The sequence below is a fragment of the Bacillus sp. HY001 genome (assembly GCF_007558965.1).
Lineage (GTDB): Bacteria > Bacillota > Bacilli > Bacillales > Bacillaceae_G > Bacillus_A > Bacillus_A mobilis.
The window spans coordinates 36,446-55,630 of record NZ_VLTE01000087.1 but is presented as its reverse complement, the minus strand read 5'-3'; the positions used below and the strand labels follow the sequence as shown (position 1 = coordinate 55,630).

General features: G+C 34.7%; 17 protein-coding genes. 5 read left to right on the top strand and 12 right to left on the bottom strand.

Annotation, left to right across the window (positions count from 1 at the left end):
• Window positions 1-38 precede the first annotated feature (38 nt).
• On the bottom strand, window positions 39-146 hold the full coding sequence (locus FOT98_RS27225; protein ID WP_000664237.1) for a DUF3948 family protein: 108 nt from the start codon (window positions 144-146) through the stop codon (window positions 39-41).
• A gap of 604 nt (window positions 147-750) precedes the next feature.
• On the opposite strand from FOT98_RS27225, the gene FOT98_RS27220 reads away from it, so the two are divergent.
• On the top strand, window positions 751-1,623 hold the full coding sequence (locus FOT98_RS27220; RefSeq protein ID WP_000766410.1) for a Cof-type HAD-IIB family hydrolase: 873 nt from the start codon (window positions 751-753) through the stop codon (window positions 1,621-1,623).
• A 36-nt stretch (window positions 1,624-1,659) separates the two neighbouring features.
• Here FOT98_RS27220 and FOT98_RS27215 read toward each other — a convergent pair whose 3' ends face one another.
• From FOT98_RS27215 to FOT98_RS27190, 6 genes are all read right to left on the bottom strand, one after another.
• Complete coding sequence (locus FOT98_RS27215; RefSeq protein ID WP_001294507.1) at window positions 1,660-2,625, bottom strand: ABC transporter ATP-binding protein; 966 nt, start codon at window positions 2,623-2,625, stop codon at window positions 1,660-1,662.
• Entirely contained in the window at window positions 2,622-3,602 is a 981-nt protein-coding gene (locus FOT98_RS27210) for an ABC transporter ATP-binding protein (RefSeq protein WP_063259893.1), read from the bottom strand. The genes FOT98_RS27215 and FOT98_RS27210 overlap by 4 nt, the downstream gene beginning before the upstream one ends.
• A 10-nt stretch (window positions 3,603-3,612) precedes the next feature.
• On the bottom strand, window positions 3,613-4,533 hold the full coding sequence (opp4C, locus tag FOT98_RS27205) for an oligopeptide ABC transporter permease (protein WP_063259892.1): 921 nt from the start codon (window positions 4,531-4,533) through the stop codon (window positions 3,613-3,615).
• 13 nt (window positions 4,534-4,546) lie between these two features.
• A complete protein-coding gene (locus tag FOT98_RS27200; RefSeq protein WP_000860734.1) occupies window positions 4,547-5,503 on the bottom strand; it encodes an ABC transporter permease in 957 nt (318 codons plus the stop codon).
• A 103-nt stretch (window positions 5,504-5,606) separates the two neighbouring features.
• On the bottom strand, window positions 5,607-7,334 hold the full coding sequence (locus FOT98_RS27195; RefSeq protein ID WP_063259891.1) for an ABC transporter substrate-binding protein: 1,728 nt from the start codon (window positions 7,332-7,334) through the stop codon (window positions 5,607-5,609).
• 238 nt (window positions 7,335-7,572) lie between these two features.
• On the bottom strand, window positions 7,573-9,276 hold the full coding sequence (locus tag FOT98_RS27190; protein WP_063259890.1) for an ABC transporter substrate-binding protein: 1,704 nt from the start codon (window positions 9,274-9,276) through the stop codon (window positions 7,573-7,575).
• A gap of 236 nt (window positions 9,277-9,512) precedes the next feature.
• Here FOT98_RS27190 and FOT98_RS27185 point away from each other — a divergent pair, with 236 nt between their 5' ends.
• The gene (locus tag FOT98_RS27185; protein ID WP_000369258.1) at window positions 9,513-9,710 is read left to right on the top strand and encodes a hypothetical protein; all 198 of its coding nucleotides are present in this window, start codon (window positions 9,513-9,515) and stop codon (window positions 9,708-9,710) included.
• A 244-nt stretch (window positions 9,711-9,954) separates the two neighbouring features.
• Here FOT98_RS27185 and abc-f read toward each other — a convergent pair whose 3' ends face one another.
• A complete protein-coding gene (gene abc-f, locus FOT98_RS27180) occupies window positions 9,955-11,835 on the bottom strand; it encodes a ribosomal protection-like ABC-F family protein (protein WP_063259889.1) in 1,881 nt (626 codons plus the stop codon).
• A 124-nt stretch (window positions 11,836-11,959) separates the two neighbouring features.
• Complete coding sequence (locus FOT98_RS32590) at window positions 11,960-12,094, bottom strand: RAxF-45 family protein (protein WP_046956655.1); 135 nt, start codon at window positions 12,092-12,094, stop codon at window positions 11,960-11,962.
• 426 nt (window positions 12,095-12,520) lie between these two features.
• Between FOT98_RS32590 and FOT98_RS27175 the strand changes: the two genes are divergently transcribed.
• Window positions 12,521-12,643, top strand: coding sequence for a hypothetical protein (locus FOT98_RS27175; protein WP_063259888.1), 123 nt, complete (start codon window positions 12,521-12,523; stop codon window positions 12,641-12,643).
• A gap of 134 nt (window positions 12,644-12,777) precedes the next feature.
• Entirely contained in the window at window positions 12,778-13,572 is a 795-nt protein-coding gene (locus tag FOT98_RS27170; RefSeq protein ID WP_063259887.1) for a DUF4931 domain-containing protein, read from the top strand.
• A gap of 11 nt (window positions 13,573-13,583) precedes the next feature.
• Here FOT98_RS27170 and FOT98_RS27165 read toward each other — a convergent pair whose 3' ends face one another.
• Complete coding sequence (locus FOT98_RS27165) at window positions 13,584-14,117, bottom strand: transglycosylase SLT domain-containing protein (RefSeq protein WP_063259895.1); 534 nt, start codon at window positions 14,115-14,117, stop codon at window positions 13,584-13,586.
• Between the two features lie 250 nt (window positions 14,118-14,367).
• On the opposite strand from FOT98_RS27165, the gene FOT98_RS27160 reads away from it, so the two are divergent.
• Window positions 14,368-16,017, top strand: a complete 1,650-nt coding sequence (locus tag FOT98_RS27160; protein WP_063259886.1) for a DUF2334 domain-containing protein — start codon at window positions 14,368-14,370, stop codon at window positions 16,015-16,017.
• 34 nt (window positions 16,018-16,051) lie between these two features.
• Here FOT98_RS27160 and FOT98_RS27155 read toward each other — a convergent pair whose 3' ends face one another.
• Together FOT98_RS27155 and FOT98_RS27150 are read right to left on the bottom strand one after the other, a co-directional pair.
• Window positions 16,052-17,557 (bottom strand): DL-endopeptidase inhibitor IseA family protein, encoded by a 1,506-nt coding sequence (locus FOT98_RS27155; RefSeq protein ID WP_063259885.1) that lies wholly within the window; start codon window positions 17,555-17,557, stop codon window positions 16,052-16,054.
• Between the two features lie 95 nt (window positions 17,558-17,652).
• Window positions 17,653-18,417 (bottom strand): TatD family hydrolase, encoded by a 765-nt coding sequence (locus FOT98_RS27150; protein WP_063259884.1) that lies wholly within the window; start codon window positions 18,415-18,417, stop codon window positions 17,653-17,655.
• Window positions 18,418-19,185: the final 768 nt, after the last annotated feature.

Below are 19,185 nucleotides of genomic sequence, written 5' to 3'. Positions count from 1 at the left end.
GCATTCTCCTCTCTTTTTCTTTTATTACAAAACTTCTATTATACTAATACGCTTGATAGAAATACGATTAATGCTGTTAATACTACTGCTCCACTTGCTGATCCTACGAAGTCACCTTTTGTTACTTGTAATACTTGCTCTTTCATTTTATATATCCTCCTTTTTAATAAGTTATCTATATGTAATTTCTAAGAAATGTTTATTTCATAGTTTTTATGTTAGCGTTACATTAAAGTTAATAACGTAACGTTTGTAACATTAATGTAACATAACTATTGTTACGTTGCAATATAATTACGTAAATTTTATTACACTTTTTTTACGTTTTTTTATAAACACCCTTAAAAACCTTGTTTTAATGCACTTTCTACTAAGTTAACATTTGTAATGTTATTGTAATATTACAGTCATATAACGAAACATCCCCCTACTTACCTCTACTTTTGTTACAAATCAAAGTACATATCTAAATGAATACGTTGGAATCTATCAAGCTTTTACTAACTGTCCGTGCTAGATAAAGTGAAACTTTAATCAGTGAGGGTTTTCTTCATCCCCCACTGATTATTAGCCCTCACCAATCGGACTTTTATGGGCAGTCGATCCCACACCTAACTTCTTTGCTTTCGCTGAATTTTGAGGTGGGGGTCTTACTGCCCATTAAAGCGGGATAAAATACAATCTTTCCAAGATAAGTTTATATGTTTCCTCTATATAACTATGTATAATAAAAGCAAAGAGGTGGTCATTTTGAAATTAATCGCATTAGATATGGATGGTACACTACTATCATCTAATCTTGAGATCTCCAAAGAGAACTTACAGGCTATCCAAACTGCCAAAGAAGCTGGTCATATTGTCATGATTTGTTCTGGTCGCGCAAAAGAGGATGCTTTAAAATTATTGGAAGAATATAAACTATCCCTTCCAGTTGGAGCGAGCAATGGGGCAATTGTTTATGTGGATGGAAAGGTAATTAACTCGCGTTGTTTACAAAACGATAAAGTATACAAGCTTGCAAAATTACTAGAATCTGAAGGTTTTCCATATAAGCTATATACGAATAAAGGAGTTTATTCTCCATATACATGGCAAGATCAAGTCATGCAAGCATTTGAAGAGAACAAGCATGCTCTAGATGTTACACTTGAAGAACTTGAAAGAATTACAGAAAAACAAAAGAAATCAAACTTAATTACTGATTTCCAAAAAATCGAAGATGTTGTAAATAATCCAGAATTAGAAATATCTAAATTCTTCATTTTGACATTTAATGCCGCGCATCGTGCACAGCTATTAAGCATGTTACAAGAAGACACTGATATTTCAGTTACGGCATCAGCTCCTACTAATGTAGAAATTATGGATAAGCATGGTCATAAAGGGAACGGTCTACAAGAAATGGCTGCTTATTTCAATATACCAATTGAAGATACTATTGCTATCGGGGATAACTTTAATGATGTACCAATGTTACAAGTAGCTGGCTTATCAGTTGCAATGGGAAATGCTGAAGAAGATGTAAAAAAATTATGTGATGTTGTAACATTAACAAACAATGAACATGGTGTTGCTCATGCAATCGAGCAATTTGTATTGAAACAAACTTCATCTAGTAAATAAAAAAAAGGACTCTTTCTATTTGAAAGAGTCCTTTTTTTATACATGATGACAAGCAACAAAATGCTCCTCACCAACATTACGGAATTCTGGTACTGTTTGTTTACAAATATCTGTTGCAAACGGGCAACGTGTATGAAAACGACAACCCGAAGGTGGATTTGCTGGACTTGGAATGTCACCCTCTAGTATGATTCTCTCTCGCTTCACTGTTGGATCTGGTATTGGCACAGCCGATAACAATGCTTTTGTATACGGATGAAGCGGGTTCGTAAATAACTCATCACGTGGCGCTGTTTCCACAATTGTTCCTAAATACATAATCCCGATTTTCGTACATAAATGTTCGACTACACTTAAATCATGTGAAATGAACAAATAGGATAATCCCTTTTTCTCCTGTAACTCACTAAATAAGTTAATGATTTGTGCTTGAATAGATACATCTAGTGCCGCCACAGGTTCATCAGCTACAATGAATTCCGGGTTTAATACCATAGCTCTTGCGATAACGATACGCTGACGTTGTCCACCAGAAAACTCATGAGGATACCGGTCAATATGATATGGTGCTAAGCCACATAACTCTAATACTTCTGTTACCTTTTCACGAACATTTTCTTTCGTCGCTAGTCCGTGGGCCAACATTGGCTCGCCCAGTGCTTCTCCAATTCTCATTCTCGGATTTAGTGAGCTAAATGGATCTTGAAACACAAGCTGCATATTAGGACGATGTTTTCTCAATTCCTCTTTTGATAGAGAATGAACATCGTGTCCTTTAAACTTCACTTCTCCCTCCGTTTTTTGGACGAGACGTAAAATTGTTTTTCCTATCGTCGTTTTTCCGCTTCCTGATTCACCAACAAGACCAAACACTTCGCCTTTATTAATAGTAAAACTTACTCCATCAACTGCTTTTACATGTCCAACCGTTCTACTAAATATGCCGCCTTTAATAGGGAAATAGGTTTTTAAATTTTTTACTTCTAATAATGGTTCACTCATTGTCCCGCACGCTCCTCATATAACCAGCAAGCTACTTTATGATTCTCATCATGTACATTTAGATTCGGTGCTTCTTCTTTACATATTTCCATACAATGCTCACAACGACCGCTGAAATAGCAAAATTCATCCAAACCAACTAAATTAGGAACTTGCCCTGGAATAGAATATAGTTTATCTATTCGTTTTCCCATCACTGGTTTTGATTTCAACAAGCCTTTCGTATACGGGTGTTTCGGATTTTGGAATATCTCTAGTACTGGGGCTTCTTCAATAACTTTCCCGCCATACATAACGACAACGTAATCAGCCATTTCTGCTACAACGCCTAAATCATGTGTAATTAATAAAATGGATGTTTTGAATTCCTCTTTTACTTGTCTTAATAAGTCTAATATTTGAGCTTGAATTGTAACATCAAGAGCCGTTGTCGGTTCATCAGCAATTAATAACTTAGGATTACAACTAAGTGCAACAGCAATCATAATACGTTGTAACATCCCGCCACTTAGTTCGTGCGGATAAGAATGGACGATTTCATCCGCACGAGCTATGCCGACTTTACGAATTAACTCAATTGCTTTCTTATACGCTTCGTTTTTACTAAGTAATTCATGCTCCCTTAACGTCTCTACAATCTGTTCCCCTACAGTGAAGACCGGATTCAGCGATGTCATCGGTTCTTGGAAAATCATCGCAATATCATTACCTCTTAAACTACGAAGCTCCTTCTCTTTCATTCCTAAAAGACTTTTTCCTTCATATAAAATATCTCCACCTACTACACTGCCTGATTCAGCAATAAGTCCCATAATAGATAAAGCTGTTACACTTTTCCCGCAACCTGATTCGCCTACAACACAAACAGTTTCACCTTCTCGAACTGTAAAACTAACATGGTTTACAGCCTTTACTGTTCCTTCTTCTGTCTGAAAGTGTGTTTGTAAATCTTTCAGCTCTACTACCGCTCTACTCATATTCCCTCACCTACCGTCTCATCTTTGGATCTAACGCATCACGAAGTGCATCACCAAGTAAGTTAATTGATACAACTGTTATAAAGATTGCGAAACCAGGTGGAATCCATAACCACGGACGCTTTTGGAAATCAATTAATGAGTTAGCTGCGCTAATCATATTCCCCCATGATGGTGTAGGTGGAACAACTCCGAGACCTAAGTAACTTAGTGCGGACTCCCCTAAAATAGAACCAGCAACGCCTAATGTGGATACGACAATTAATATCGGTAAAACATTAGGAATTAAGTGATAGATAATTTTCCGGTAATCTTTTATTCCTAGTACATCAGCAGCTTGCATAAACGCTTGCTCTCTAAGTGATAAAATTTGCCCTCTTACAAGACGTGCAAGCCCCGGCCAACCTACTAAACTTAAAATAATCATAATGACATACAGACGATAATCAGACGGTACTTTCCACTCTGATAAAATCGCCCCCATTATAATAAGTAACGGTAATCCTGGCATCGACATTAAAATATCAGCAAGACGCATAATAATATTATCAACGATGCCACGATAAAACCCTGCAATAGCCCCTAATACAGCTCCTAGTATTACTGATAAAACCATTGAAGCTAAGCCAATTGTTAATGAAATTCGTCCCGCTTGCATCAGTCTCGTTAAAATATCTCTCCCTAATTGATCTGTACCGAGCCAATGAGAAAAACTAGGTGGTTTATTAATTAACGCAACTTGTATTTTCCCTGATGCATATGGTGAAAAAAATGGTCCAATAAAACAAAATAAAAACATAAAAATTAATGCATACAACCCTACTAGTGCCATCTTATTTTTCTTTATCTTTTTAAGAGCTTGTCGCCATGGTGATGATTCATTTCTTCTCTTTTTTCCTTTTTTCTCTGTAATCGCTGTAACAGTTTCCATCTCGTTCCCCCCTTTACTTCAACCGAATACGTGGATCAACAACTGCATATACAATGTCTGCAAAAAAGTTTGAAACAATTGTTAAACAAGAAAGAAACATCGTAAATGCCATTAATACTGTATAATCACGAAAATTAAGTGCCTCTAACTGAATGTTACCGATACCTGGCCAATTAAAAATTTGTTCAATAATAATTGCTCCTGAAAATAAACCTGGTAATTCAAATGCCAATAAAGTAATCGCCGGTAAAATAGCATTTTTTAATGCATGTTTATAAATAACTGTCTTCTCCTTTAAACCTTTCGCACGTGCTGTTCGTATGTAATCTTGTCTTACAACCTCTAACATACTCGTTCTAAAATAACGAGTTAATGAACCCACTCCAAGAAGTGTCAAAATAAATACCGGTAAAACCATATGTTTTGCAACTTCTATCACATAAGCGAATCCAGTTGAATTACTACCAACATCAATCATTCCACCTATCGGTAGTAACTTAAAATCAACTGCGAACACTTTAATTAAGAACAAACCGATAAAGAAGGACGGGAATGACATTGCTGCAAAGACACCAATCGTTACAAGTTTATCGAATAAAGAATGTTGTTTCGTCGCCGAAAATACACCGATAATAAGTGCAATTAACCAAATAAAAAATAATGCAATAATTGCTACACTAAAAGAGTTCCAAATAAACTTATTTAATAGTGACGTTACAGGTTCTTGATATTGAAGCGAAAAACCAAAGTCTCCTTGTAACGCATTACCTAACCAGTGGAAATAACGTTCAACAATTGGTTTGTTCAATCCATACAATTCCCTAAGCTCAGCTGCTCTTTCCGGTGTGATCTTTGGATTTGAATCAATATAATCACCTGGAAGAAGCGCGAACAGGAAAAAGATAATAATTGATGTTCCAAACAGTGTAGGAATCATTTGTAACAACCTACGAACGATATATGTTTTCACCCTTTTTCTCTCCAATCTAATGCTTAAAATAGAAGAACATTTTTTCAAATCGGCACATTTCTAACCGAATGAAAAAATGTCTTCTGCTTATACATTCTTCTCGTTATTTTTCAAATGATAATACTGGTAAGTTTGCACTAATACTATTGTATTTTTCAGGATCAATTCCTTTTATATTCCCGTTATAACCAGTAATTGTTCTGCGATAGTTTAATAGAATTACTGGTGGATCATCACTTAATTCTTTATAAAGTTCTTTATAGATTGGTTTACGTTTTTCAATATCTACCGTTTCAATACCTTTTTGAATTAACTCATCTACTTTTGCATTTTTATAACCAAGACTCTTCTCATTCGCACTAGATAAATATTCACCAGCTGTTTCACTTGGATCACTTGTAATCGGTGTTGAAACAGAAGCTAAGTCATAATCACCTTTGTTCACCTTTGAAAGCATCGTATTAAAGTCCATAAATTCAGGATTAAATTCTACACCTATCTCTTTATAATTCTCTTTCGCAATTGGAATTAACAAATCACTATCTTTAGCTGAACTTGGGCCGAAATAAGAAAGTTTTAATTTTTGACCATCTTTTTCACGGATTCCATCCGAGCCAACTTTCCACCCTGCTTCATCTAATAACTTTTTCGCTTTTTCTTTGTCATACTCATATTTATTAACGCCTTCTTCTGTGTAAGCCCAAGAAGTCGGATGAATTGGTACATTCGCTACCGTACCGTATCCTTTGTATGCTGTATCAACATATTTTTTACGATCTAATCCGTAGATAAGCGCTTGGCGAACCTTTTTATCCTTTAAGTACGGCTTATTATGATTCATATAAACATAACTAAATGATGGTGCTGTTTCGATTTGGATATTTGCGAATTCTAAAGCCTTAGCCTGTTCAAGAACTTCGTCACCAGTACCTAAACCAGTGTGGTCAACCTCACCTGTTTGGAATAACTGAAGCTTCGTATCGCCAGAAGTAATTTTATAAATGAAGTTTTGAATTTTTGGTTTACCCGCATAGTAATTTTCATTTGCTACAAATCGAACTTCTTGACCCGGAATATACTTTTCAAATTTATATGGACCCGCAGCTAGTGGTTTGCCATATAAATCTTTTAAGTAATCTAAACTTGTATTTTGTTTGTAATCTTTTCCGTAATAAGCTTTTGATAGTACTGTGCTACCAAAAACAAATATAGCTTGTGAATTAACCTTTTCAGTCGTAATTTTTATTGTTTGTGGATCGACAACTTCAATACCTTCAATTGAAGTTGCTTTTCCTTCTTTATATTCTTTACCACCTTTAACTGCATATTGAGAGATATCCACTTCGCCTTCATATGCCTTATCGTGTAAAAGTGTCAATGTGAACGCTACATCATCCGCTGTTAATGGCGAGCCATCGCTAAATTTCAAATCTTTACGTAAATGGAATGTATATGTTAACTGATCAGAAGAAACGTCCCACTTCTCAGCTAATTCTGGAATTGGTTTCCCTTGTTTATCGGTTGATATGAGAGATGCAAAAATAACTGAAGTTACGTTTCCGTCCCAACCATTTTGTTGGAAATATGGTAAAAATACGCCGCCTGGTTTATTAATCCCAACAACTAACGTATCTTTTCTATTCTTCGCTTTATCTGGCACTTTCGTTTTATCTGTAGCAGCAATCTTTTCTATTTTTATGTTTTTTAAATCCTGCTGTTTAACCGGTTCTGTAGAAGCCGTATCTTCCTGTCCCCCACAAGCAGATAACACAAGCGAACTACTCAGTAATACCGAAAATACACCAGCCCATTTTTTTGTCTTTGTCTTCATTGTCCCCACCCTAACTGTTTAATAGTTATACCCTTTGAACTTATTAGCTTATGTATGCCTCCCACAGCATATTTATAGCCAATCGGAAAAGTCGGTTTTAATCGTAAAAAAATAGATGTTTTTGAGGGGTAACAATCCTATTCCGACCTTTCCGGTAGACTTTATGGTTATTAGCTTATATCGTCAGTTATATTTTGTCAATTCTTTCTGAATAAATATTTTGATAATTCCCCCTAAATTATTGTTCTATCTTTAATTTAGGTAAACTTAATAAAATACCGTTATAGTTATCTTCTTGTAATCCTTGAATTCGTGCATTATGTGCGGACACAACTTTACTATTATTTAAGAAGATTACAGGCGGGTCTTCGCTTAACTCTTGATATAACCTTTTATAAATTTCTTTTCGCTTTTCAATATCCAACGTTTCTAATGCTTGCTTAGCTAATTCATCTACTTTCGGATTATAATATCCATCATAATTTCGTTTACTTGTTGAAACAAACTCCTCAATCGTTCCACTCGGATCATCAATCATTGGCGTAGATACCATCGCCAAATCATAATCACCTTTTATCACTTTTGAAATCATCGTATTAAAGTCCATATATTCTGGGTTAAACTCTACACCAAGCTTTTTATAATCTTCTTTCATCACAGGAATCATTACATCATTTATTTTACTTGCTGATGAGGCAAAATAACTTACTTTCAGTTTTTGTCCGTCCTTTTCACGAATTCCATCTGAACCAGCTTTCCACCCAGCCTCATCCAGTAGTTTCTTCGCCTTCTCTAAATTATACTCATATTTATTAATACCCTCTTCTGTATACGCCCAAGAAACTGGCGTAATCGGTACATTAACGAGTGACGCATATCCTTGGAAATACGTATCAATAACCTTTTGACGCTCTAATCCGTAAATAAATGCTTGGCGGACACGTTTATCTTTAAAGTATGGCTTCTTATAATTCATTTTAATGTAGCCGTAAGAGCTTCCTGTATATACATTAATATTAGCAAAACCTAAATCCTTTAACTGTTCAATCGTCTCCGCGTTTGTCGTAAAACCATCATAATCTACTTCTCCCGCTTGAAATTGTTGTAGCTTCGTATCACCTTTTGTAATTTTATAAATAAAGTGCTCAATCTTCGGCTTTCCTTCAAAATAATTTTCATTTGCTACAAATCGAACTTCTTGACCAGGAATATATTTATCCAATTTATAAGCTCCTGCTCCCAGCGGCTTCCCATACAATTCTTTTAAATACTCCAAGTGTCCTTGTTTATACTCTTTCCCGTAATAAGCTTTTGAAATCACTTCTCCGCCAATTAACGATAATGTTTGGGCATTTACCTTTTCAGTTGTAATGTTAATTGTTTTCGAATCTACGACCTGAATTCCCTCAATAGAATTCGCTTTTCCTTCTTTATATGCTTGCCCACCTTTTATTGCTGTTTGACTTATATCAGTCGCACCACTATAAGTTGGATCATGTAATAACGTTAATGTAAATGCTACATCATCTGCAGTTAACGGGGATCCATCACTAAACTTTAAATCATCTTTCAAATGGAACGTATATGTAAGCTGATCCTCCGAAATATCCCACTTCTTCGCTAAAATTGGAATTGGTTTTCCTTCCTTATCGAGTCCAACAAGAGGAGCAAAGATAGCTTGCGTTATGTTACCATCCCATCCATTCTCCATAAAGTGCGGAAGGAATATCCCGCCAGGACTTGGCATTCCAACTACAAAAGTATCTTTTCCTTCTTTTACTTTAGTAGGACTTTTTGCTTTGTCGCTTGCTTTAATAAATTCATCTTTTACTTTTAGTACGTTCCCGGCTTCATTTGTACTTGCTTCCTCTTGACCACATCCGGCTAGTAATACCGATACACTAAGAAATGTAGCAAGTGCTCCTTTAAAAGCATTTTTCATTAGACGCTCACCTTTACCTTCCTAATTTTTAACGATGTAGGAACATAGCCCCCTTCCTGTAACTATCTTTATTTTACCTATAAAAATAGTATGAATTAATTTCAAGATTATTCCTTTCCTTTCATCATGTCAATTGTTCTCTTTTATTTCGTATTAAAAAATTAAAAATCCACTTCTATTCGTTCCGTATGGGACATAGAATACTAATAACCAATTACCAAAAAGGGGGCGAAAACATGGACAACCTATTCCAATACGTCCTGCACTACGTATTATTAACAATTATGATAGTCGGGGCGCTATTACTATTCCCATTCTTCCCAAAGTTCGTCCTCTTTTTAGCTTTTTTTATTATGCTCGGGATCGCCATTATCATTTCAACAAGAGAAGATACGACACAAAAAGAAAACAGAGTTCAGCGCGTAAAGCTGTAACTCTGTTTTTTTGTTTTCAATCACGAATCGCCGTTCACATACTTATGTCTCGGGAAATAATTTATCGATCCAAAAAGCTTCTAATACCTTTTATGTTTCACACCCTATGCCAATTACGGAACAAAGATTTATCAAATTTACTGTTTCACGTGAAACACAACTTTTACTTATCTCTTAAAATAAAGTATCCATATAAAAAAGCGAATTCCTTCAGTAAAACTGAAAGGAATTCGCTTTCCACTTTTTACTCCACAATATTCTCTAACTCATTATATAACTCCGCTCGTAACAACTCTTGCTTCGTTTTTTCCTCATACAATTGTTCAAGCATTTCAACATCAACTACATGTTCCATCTTACACTCAAGCGTATATATATCTTCTTCTACACGCATTAAATCGGTTTCAATCTCCTCAACATTCCTAACTTCTTTCTTTTTTATAGGAGCTGTTTCCATACTTTTTCTTCCTTGGCGTTGCTGCTTTATTACTTGTGTCTCAAGTTTTTCTTCCCACTTTTGACGCGCCCATGCATAGTTCCCTGCAAACTCAAATAATTTACGCTCATCAATCCAATACGTCTTTTCAAATAACTTATTTAAAAAATAACGATCATGTGAAACAGCTAAAATTGTTCCATTATATTGTTCGAGAGCTTCCTCTAAAACTTCCCTTGATTCAATGTCGAGATGGTTTGTCGGCTCATCTAAAATTAAAAAATTGATATCTTGATACATAAGTTGTGCAAGCCTTAATCTCATTTTTTCTCCACCGCTCAGTTGCGTTACTTTCTTAAACACCGCTGGACCATAAAATAAAAACTTAGCTAATATATGTCTCGCTTCTCCCTCTGTTACAGCTACATATTCCCTGAAAGCTTCTAATACATTACTCTTCACATTTCCGTACGCATGCTGTGATAAATAACCGATTTTCACACTACTACCAATTCGAATTTCACCAGCGTCTGGTTCTATTTCTTCTAATAGTAATTTTAGTAGCGTTGTCTTTCCTGTACCATTACGACCAACGATCGCCGCACGCTCTTGAAAACGAACATGTAAACTCGCTTCATTAAATAAAAGATGGCCAGCGAACCCTTTACTCACTTCTTTCATTACAACAACATCTTTCCCACTTCTCTCTTGCCCTTCAAACTGAAGTCCCATTTGTTTTCGTTCTAAAATAGGTTTCTTTAGTTTCTCTATACGTTCCAGTGCCCGTTCCATACTTCTCGCTCTCTTATGCAATCCTTCATTCGGAGGATTCGCCTGATTTGCCCATTCACGTAGTCGCTTAATTGCTTCTTTCATTTTCTTTATTTTCTTTTGCTGTTCTTGATAAACCTGGAACTCCTGCAGCAACCGTTCTTCCTTTTCCTCAACAAACTGAGAATAGTTTGTATGATACACGTGAATCTCTCCATCTTCTAAATCAAAAATCTTCGTTACAACTTCATCAAGGAAATAGCGATCATGTGAAATAACCATAACCGTTCCATTGTATTCTTTTAAAAATTGTTCTAGCCATTCTACGGCGAATAAATCTAAATGATTGGTTGGTTCATCTAATAGAAGTAGATCTGGTTTCTGCAATAGCATATATGCAAGACTTATCTTTGTTTGTTCTCCACCACTTAACTCCAGAAAGGATCGAGGAAATAGTTCTGTCACCTGTAGCCCATTTGCTACCTTCATCAAATTCGCTTCTATTTCATAACCACCAAGGAACGCAAACTTTTCTTGAATTACTCCGTATCTCTCCATTAACTTTTGTAAAGCAGACGATTCTCGTTCTTCCGCCATATTTTTTTCTAAAGTACGCATTTCTCTTTCTAATTCCTTTTCTGCTTTAAAAGCCGAACTCAGTACATCATATACAGTCATATCCTCATCAAATTTCGGAATTTGTGCCACATGACCAATACGTGTACCTTTCTTCATATGAATGGCTCCTGCATCTAAACTTTCCATTCCAGTTAGAAGCTGAAAGATTGTTGTCTTCCCACTACCGTTACGACCAACTAATCCAACACGTTCACCATTCTTTATTTCAAGCGATATATTTTCAAATATGATGTTTCCACCAAAAGATTTCGTTACATTATTTACACTACAAATTGTCATTTTCCGTACTCCTTTCAATATAAAAAACCATGGGAAAGAAACATTCCCCATGGTTTTCGACATAGAAAAAGGAAGCCAAATAGCTCCCTTTTCACACGTTTATTAAAAATGGGTGAAGAGATTTCTATCGTTCAATAGCTACTATGCAATTGTTAAAAAAGGACAGACGTATCCCGTTAACAACTACATCATGAAAAATCGCACGACAAAAATAGATATAATCTAAAAATTTGGCACGTGCAGCTAAAGAACGTTTCATCTCATTCACCTCTTTCGTACGGAATTTAATACTTACTTCTTTATTATACTTTCCCATTTCATGTTTGAATAGTCATTTTTCTGAAAATAATGAAGATAGACTAAACATTTCAATAAGTGACATCAAATCTTACAAAACTGTTATGTTCACGTAATGGAAAGCGATAGTACGAAAAGATGCCTCCCTATACAATAAAGATGTAAACAAGAGAGAAAACAAAAGGAGGAAACAATCATGATGAAGGAAATCGTAAAAGCAATCTTTGAGGTATTAGTGAACGGACAAGCAGTTGTAAAAGAACTAAACGAACTATAAAAAGGAGTGAGAGAATATGATGAACATGGTAAAAATGATTTTACACGCTCTAGTTGATGCAAAAGCAGTTAGCCAAGAATTAAACCAACAATAAAAAAGGGGTAAACGAATATGAAGAAAGCCATTATTGTAATCGTGAGTACAGCAATTGCCTTATACACAATAAAAAATAGAAAAAAGAAACATAATAAAAACGATCTATATTATCCATACACATTATTAAAGAAAAAATAAAAGACAAGGTACCCTGTTGTAATGAGGATATCTTGTCTTTTATTTTTCCTATTCCCTTTAAAGGATTTCCTTCTCCTTTTCCCGAATGTATTAAGCGGGATTTTTACACACATTTTAAAGGGGCATATATACAAATGGATACACAACAACTATACTTTTTAAACGATATCGGCAAACAAAAACCAGAAAGCATCCGGAATAGAAGCGCTGCATGTCCTTTTTGTGACAGAGAAAATTTAACGGATATTTTAGCAACTGAGGGCTCAATTATTTGGCTAAAAAACAAATTTCCTACATTAAAAGATACATTTCAAACGGTGCTAATCGAAACCGATAATTGTGAAGATCATATTGCGACATATACAGAAGAACATATGAGATCGCTAATTCGTTTCTCGATTAAACATTGGTTAGGCTTACAGAAGAATGAAGAATTCACATCTGTGATTTTATACAAAAATCACGGGCCATTCTCAGGCGGAAGTTTGCATCATGCACACATGCAGATTATCGGAATGAAATATGTAGACTATCTCGGTAACGTAGAACAGGACAACTTCCGAGGAGTAATTGTACAAAAAAACGAACGCATTGAACTCAATATTTCAGATCGTCCTATTATTGGTTTTACTGAATTTAATATCATCATTGAAGATATTGGATGCATAGATGAACTAGCAAATTATATTCAGCAAACTGTACGTTATATACTGACAGATTTCCACAAAGGATGTAGTAGTTATAACTTATTCTTCTATTACTTGAACGAAAAAATCATTTGTAAAGTTGTTCCTAGGTTTGTCGTTTCACCATTGTATGTAGGATATAAAATACCGCAAGTTTCTACAAAACTAGAAGACGTGAAAATACAACTAGCGCAGTATTTCATACAAGAAAAGGATGAAGTTATTCATAAAAAAACAGAGTAGGTACAAAAAACCTACTCTTTTATTACGCCTTTATTTCGATAGTACACATCTTCTAATCCGATGTTATACTTCATGTTATTATCCGTCCACTCGGGCCCTAAATTTCCTGGCCATCCAGATGTATTTGCTACATATTTTAGTAATGCAAAATCCGTCAAACCTTTCTGCACCCCGCGCTTATACCCTTTCATTAAATGCGGCATTGCAATTTGCGCATTTGTGCGCGGATCTTTCAACTCTTCATCAGTTAAATGATCTGGTGCAAGCCCGCCACCGCGATGCAATTGAAACAATCCGAATGAAGTTCCGTTATCTCCAATACTTCTTGGATTTAACCGGCTTTCATGTTCGGCAATTGTAAGAGGTATCCATTCTGGAAGATTGACTTTCTTTGCTTCCTCTATAATAATTTGTTTCATCTGTTTTGCTTCCTCTGAGTCAACATAGCTTGTCTCATTCACTAGCTTGTCCATTCCTTCAGACTTTCCTTGGAAATATAAGTACACCCCAAGAACAACTAAAAATCCTACAAAGAATTTCTTCACTACCTCTACCTCTTTCTCCGCTGAAATTTGTCCCCTTTCAGCCTTCTTCCCTTTACAATTACCCACATTCTATCATTCTCTTACCCTTTTATCATAGCAAATAACTATGCATATTATCATCATGCTTTAGACCGATTTTGTGAAAAAACAGCTGGTAAATACGTGCAAAAATGTAACTTTCATAGACTACAACGTATTTCTTGTATATAATTGTAAATTGAACTCTACATATAGAATAGGAGCAGACCAAATGAAGAAGTGCATATTACTCTTGTTCAGCATTTTACTACTTATCCCTATCCACACCTCTGCACAAACATCATCAAAACCAAAAGTACTTGTTTTATACAGTACAAAAGACAATCAAATTACAAATAATATTCAAATCCTTAATACTCAATTAGGACATTTTACAAACGATATAACTACGAAAAGTTTTAAAAAGGCTAATGAAATTACTAATTCATCTTCTTATACACATATTGTCTATATCGGTGAGCAAAAAGAAGAATTTCCTACTGAAACAAAACAACTGATAGAAAATTTCTCAGGCCCAGTATTAGTTTTAGGACAAAATGTTGAACAATTATCTAATCGCTTTTCTTTCATTACACTAAAGGATAATGATATACGAGTTAATAAAATCGAATATCCAAGCCATAAGCTAAAAAACACTTTAGAAGAGGAACGATTGATTCAAGCTTTTGATACCAACGGAACTGTTCTTGCTAACGCTTTAAGCCCAAATAGCAAGAGCCCACTAATCGTCCAGCATGAAACATCTTATTATGTTGCAACATCAAATCTCTTTGACTGGATGTCTCATTACGTCGGCGAAATGTTATTTTCTTACTTCGGACAAAAACCAATGACAGATAAAGTGGAAGCTTATTTACGTCTTGAGGATGTTCATCCAGCCGCAGATATAAATCAATTAAAAGAAATTGCTGAATTACTAAAAGAGAAAAAGATTCCTTACATGATTACAGTCATACCGGTATATAAAGATCCGGATACAGGAAAGACAATACATTTAAAAGATAAACCTGAGCTAGTCGATCTTTTACGCTCTATGCAAGATGATGGTGCAGCAATTATTATGCATGGTTATACGCACCAATTTTATGATAGTGAAACTGGAGAAGGTTTTGAATTTTGGGACGTAAAAACAGACCAACCAATTCGTCAACCGAAGCATGAAGAACCAAAAACAAAAGATGACTTTCCTAATATAGAAGCATATAATGCATACGTAAAAAAAGGGGAAGAATTTGAAGAAAAATATACGACTGAGCATATTGAAAAAGGTATTCAAGAACTTGTAGATGCCAAACTATATCCTGTCGCATTTGAAGCACCCCATTACACGATGTCCCAAAAAGGATATGAAATATTATCAAGATACTTTTCAACTTATGTAGGACAACTACAGTTAAGTGATACAACTTGGAAATCCATGCACTCACCATTTTATACAAGCACCCCATCATTTTTACACGGGATGAAATTAATGCCTGAAACAGTTGGTTTTATTGAAGAAGATAAGCCACATGCTATTGCAAAGATGAAGGAACGTGCTGCATCTGTTGCTAAATTATCCGATGGAGTTATTGGTGCATTCTATCATCCTTACTTAGGTGTGAAACCATTAAAAGAAGTATTAAAGGATCTAGAAAGCATTCCGAATATAGAATGGATTGATTTACAAAAAGAAACAAATGAAGTGAAAATGCAAGATATTCATATCACTACTAATAAGGACGGCATTCACGTTGAAAAACCAACAAGCGCAAGCGACGTAATGGACTATGTAAAACAATATGGATTCTTCCTTATACTTGGTTTCTTCATCATTGTCTTTCTATTGTTATTAAGACGTGCGAAAAAATTAGAATCCTAAAATAAAACCACCAAGCAAAATGCTTGGTGGTTTTTTAACTTAAACCAAAACGCGGCATATTATTAATAACCCATTGATTATTTTCATAAATAAATTCAACTTCTACTTTTTCCGTTACATTATCATAGTCATTATATGTTTCTACCTGCGCTTTTATTTTTCCATCCTTTAACTCGGCAGAAATAATTTTTGTAAATTTAGTTGCTGCTTTTGATCCTGGATCTCCAATAGCATAGTGCATTTTTCCATTTAACTCTTTAATATACTTACTCTTCATATACTCTGCTATAAATGTTTTTGAGAAGTACGTAGACAGCGTAGTCTCTAAAGTATCCTTCGTATTATAAATAGGATTCACTAATTCCCCGTATGAAAAATCTCCTACTCGTTTTGGGTTTCCTGTTAGTGCAGCCATTTGAACATTAGTAAGTTCCTTCTGTGCATTCCATACTTTCTGTAACATAACATCATCTGCTAATTTCTTATCTTTTTCTTCATTTGATTTCTTTGTATCTAAATTTAAAATAGTTCCATTATCTGTATAAAGATACATATCTCCTGCTACAAAATATAAATAGGATTTAGTTGGTTCAACTGTTTTATTATAAATTACTTTTTCATTTCCACCATTCATTTTCTTCTTATATACTCCATCCTTTTTTAAATAATAAAAAGTATCCCCTTTCACATTCATCTGCAGGGCATCCTTTACCAATAACTTTTCGTTATTTTGTTGAATGTCTATTTCATATATGCCATGCTCAGCTTCATTTGTTTCAAAAGGTAACGAAAAGTCGACAACAGCATATAATTTTTCATTATTATAAGTAGCACTAGATATTGTTGCATAATTTTCCTTTGACCAAGTTTTATTATCTTTTGTCACTTGTGTTCCACGATTTTTATTCCAATGTAGAATACTATCGTCTATCGTTTGAGACCAACCTGAGTTTTTAAATGCCGCTTCTTCTTCCTGCCCCGTGTTCAAATCCATTTTTACTATTCCTACAATATCAAAACCACCATGCTCAGAATATTTTTTCGGATAAAATAAAGTTTGATCTTTTATATAAACATAATTTGTATCTGCTTTTAACGTGTCTAGCTTTTTGTTAGATATATCATACTTTATTAAAGAAGATAATCCCGCATTCTTATCTTCATCCGTATGAATAAAATATAAAGCTTTGTCTTTTATATTTATGTACGAAGCATTTACACCTTCCACTACACGTTCCGAAGTCTGAAATTGATCTTTCGTACGATAAATGCCTCCTGTATTTTTATCACCATTTACCGCATAGTAAACCCATCCCTTACTCTCTACCATCTTCCCTTTATTAGAACTGTTTCCAACCGTATTCCCATTTTTCTCATTTTCTTTCATCTGTTTTTCAACTACTGGATCAATTGGTTCTTCCTTCTTTTCCTGTGTTGTGTTTGGATTTATAACCTTTTTTTCTGCCTCACACCCAAACGCTACAAGTGAAAGTACACCGACCATCATTGTAATAGCTATTTTTTTATATGTTCTCCCCATTTTCTTCCCCACTTCCCTCATCAAATTAAGCACATCATAAATTATAGAAAATATTAGAAAAAATATCCATAATAAAAAGAATAAGAGTAACTCTCCTATCCTTTCAAGTAAAATTGAATCGTATTTTCATATATCGTTTCCGCAACCCTATCAACAGATATGTTTTTTATAACACTAATTTCCTTCAATACCTCTCGAATCATTCTCGGATGCGTCATAACATTCTCTTGAAATTCCCACGGTCCGTCCGTTTCTACCATCATATATTCAAGTGGATAATACGAAACAATTTTTCTAATTTTCTCCCTATGTAAAACATCTGGCGTGATAGAAATATAATAACCGTTCCCGATCATCCGTTTCATTGTTGTTTCACTTCCTTTAAACCAATGGAAATGTGCTCGTGAAACTTTATATTTCTCCAATAAATCACATACAGCATCAGCATCTTCATATACTGCATGCAATATAATTGGTAAATCATATTTACTAGCTAGTTCAACAAATCGTTGTAACACCGACATATATGAATTGACAGCAATGTGCTCATCTTCTTTTCTTAAATAATATGGTAAGCCTACTTCACCAATCGCAACTATGTCTTCTACATGCTCTTCAATTAATTTATAAATTTGCTCACATTCTTCTTTATGAATTGGTTGCTCCGGATGAAAACCTATAGCTGGATGTACAAAAGGATATCGCTTTGCTAAAGATAAAGTTTCTTTACATGATTGATAATTCATAGATACCGCGATAAGCCCCTTTATCTCTTTACTATGTTCCACATCTTTAAGTAATCTACTTCTTTCTTCATCCTTATATTGGTCAACATGTATATGGCTATCAATCCATTTCATATTTATTCCCCCATAAAAAAAACAAGAAAGGATCTCCCTTCTTGTTTTATCATCTATGTTATTTAACAATTAAGTTTGTTATGATATCAAATAATCCAATACATACTACGGCAACAGTAAAGTAGCTACAGAAATCTTTAATTGGAAACTTCACTACTTCTTCTTTACGCATCCCAGTTTTCTCCCTTCTTACTATATCCCTAATTATTTTTATCTATTTGTATCTATTATGCAAAAAATATGACAAATTTACTATCGAATTAACTTACGTAAACCTTACAATGTTGTAAGGTTTATAAAAAGAACCTCATCTACATACAGATGAGGGCTATTAAAAAGTAGTTGGTTTTCATTCTTCATTCATATTACAAAAAGAAAGTAATACAGTGAGACTTTCTAAGTACACTATATAAAATTCACTATCTTTTAACCATCGAATTACATTACAGAAGGCTTACATGTTTGTAAGCTATGTGTAATGTAATTCGATAGTTTACCTTCGCTACATCTCGTACAATAAAGTGAAACTTTAATCAGTGGGGGTTTTCTTCATCCCCCACTGATTATTAGCCCTCACCAATCGGACTTTTATGGGCAGTTGATCCCCCACCTAACTTCTTTGCTTTCGCTGAATTTTGAGGTGGGGGGTCTTACTGCCCATTAAAGCGGGATAAAGTTAGAAAGTAAGCCAAATAAGAAGAACACTCACATAACCAAATTACATTGCTAGTAGCTACTCTTCTTATACCTTTCACTCATGCTACTACA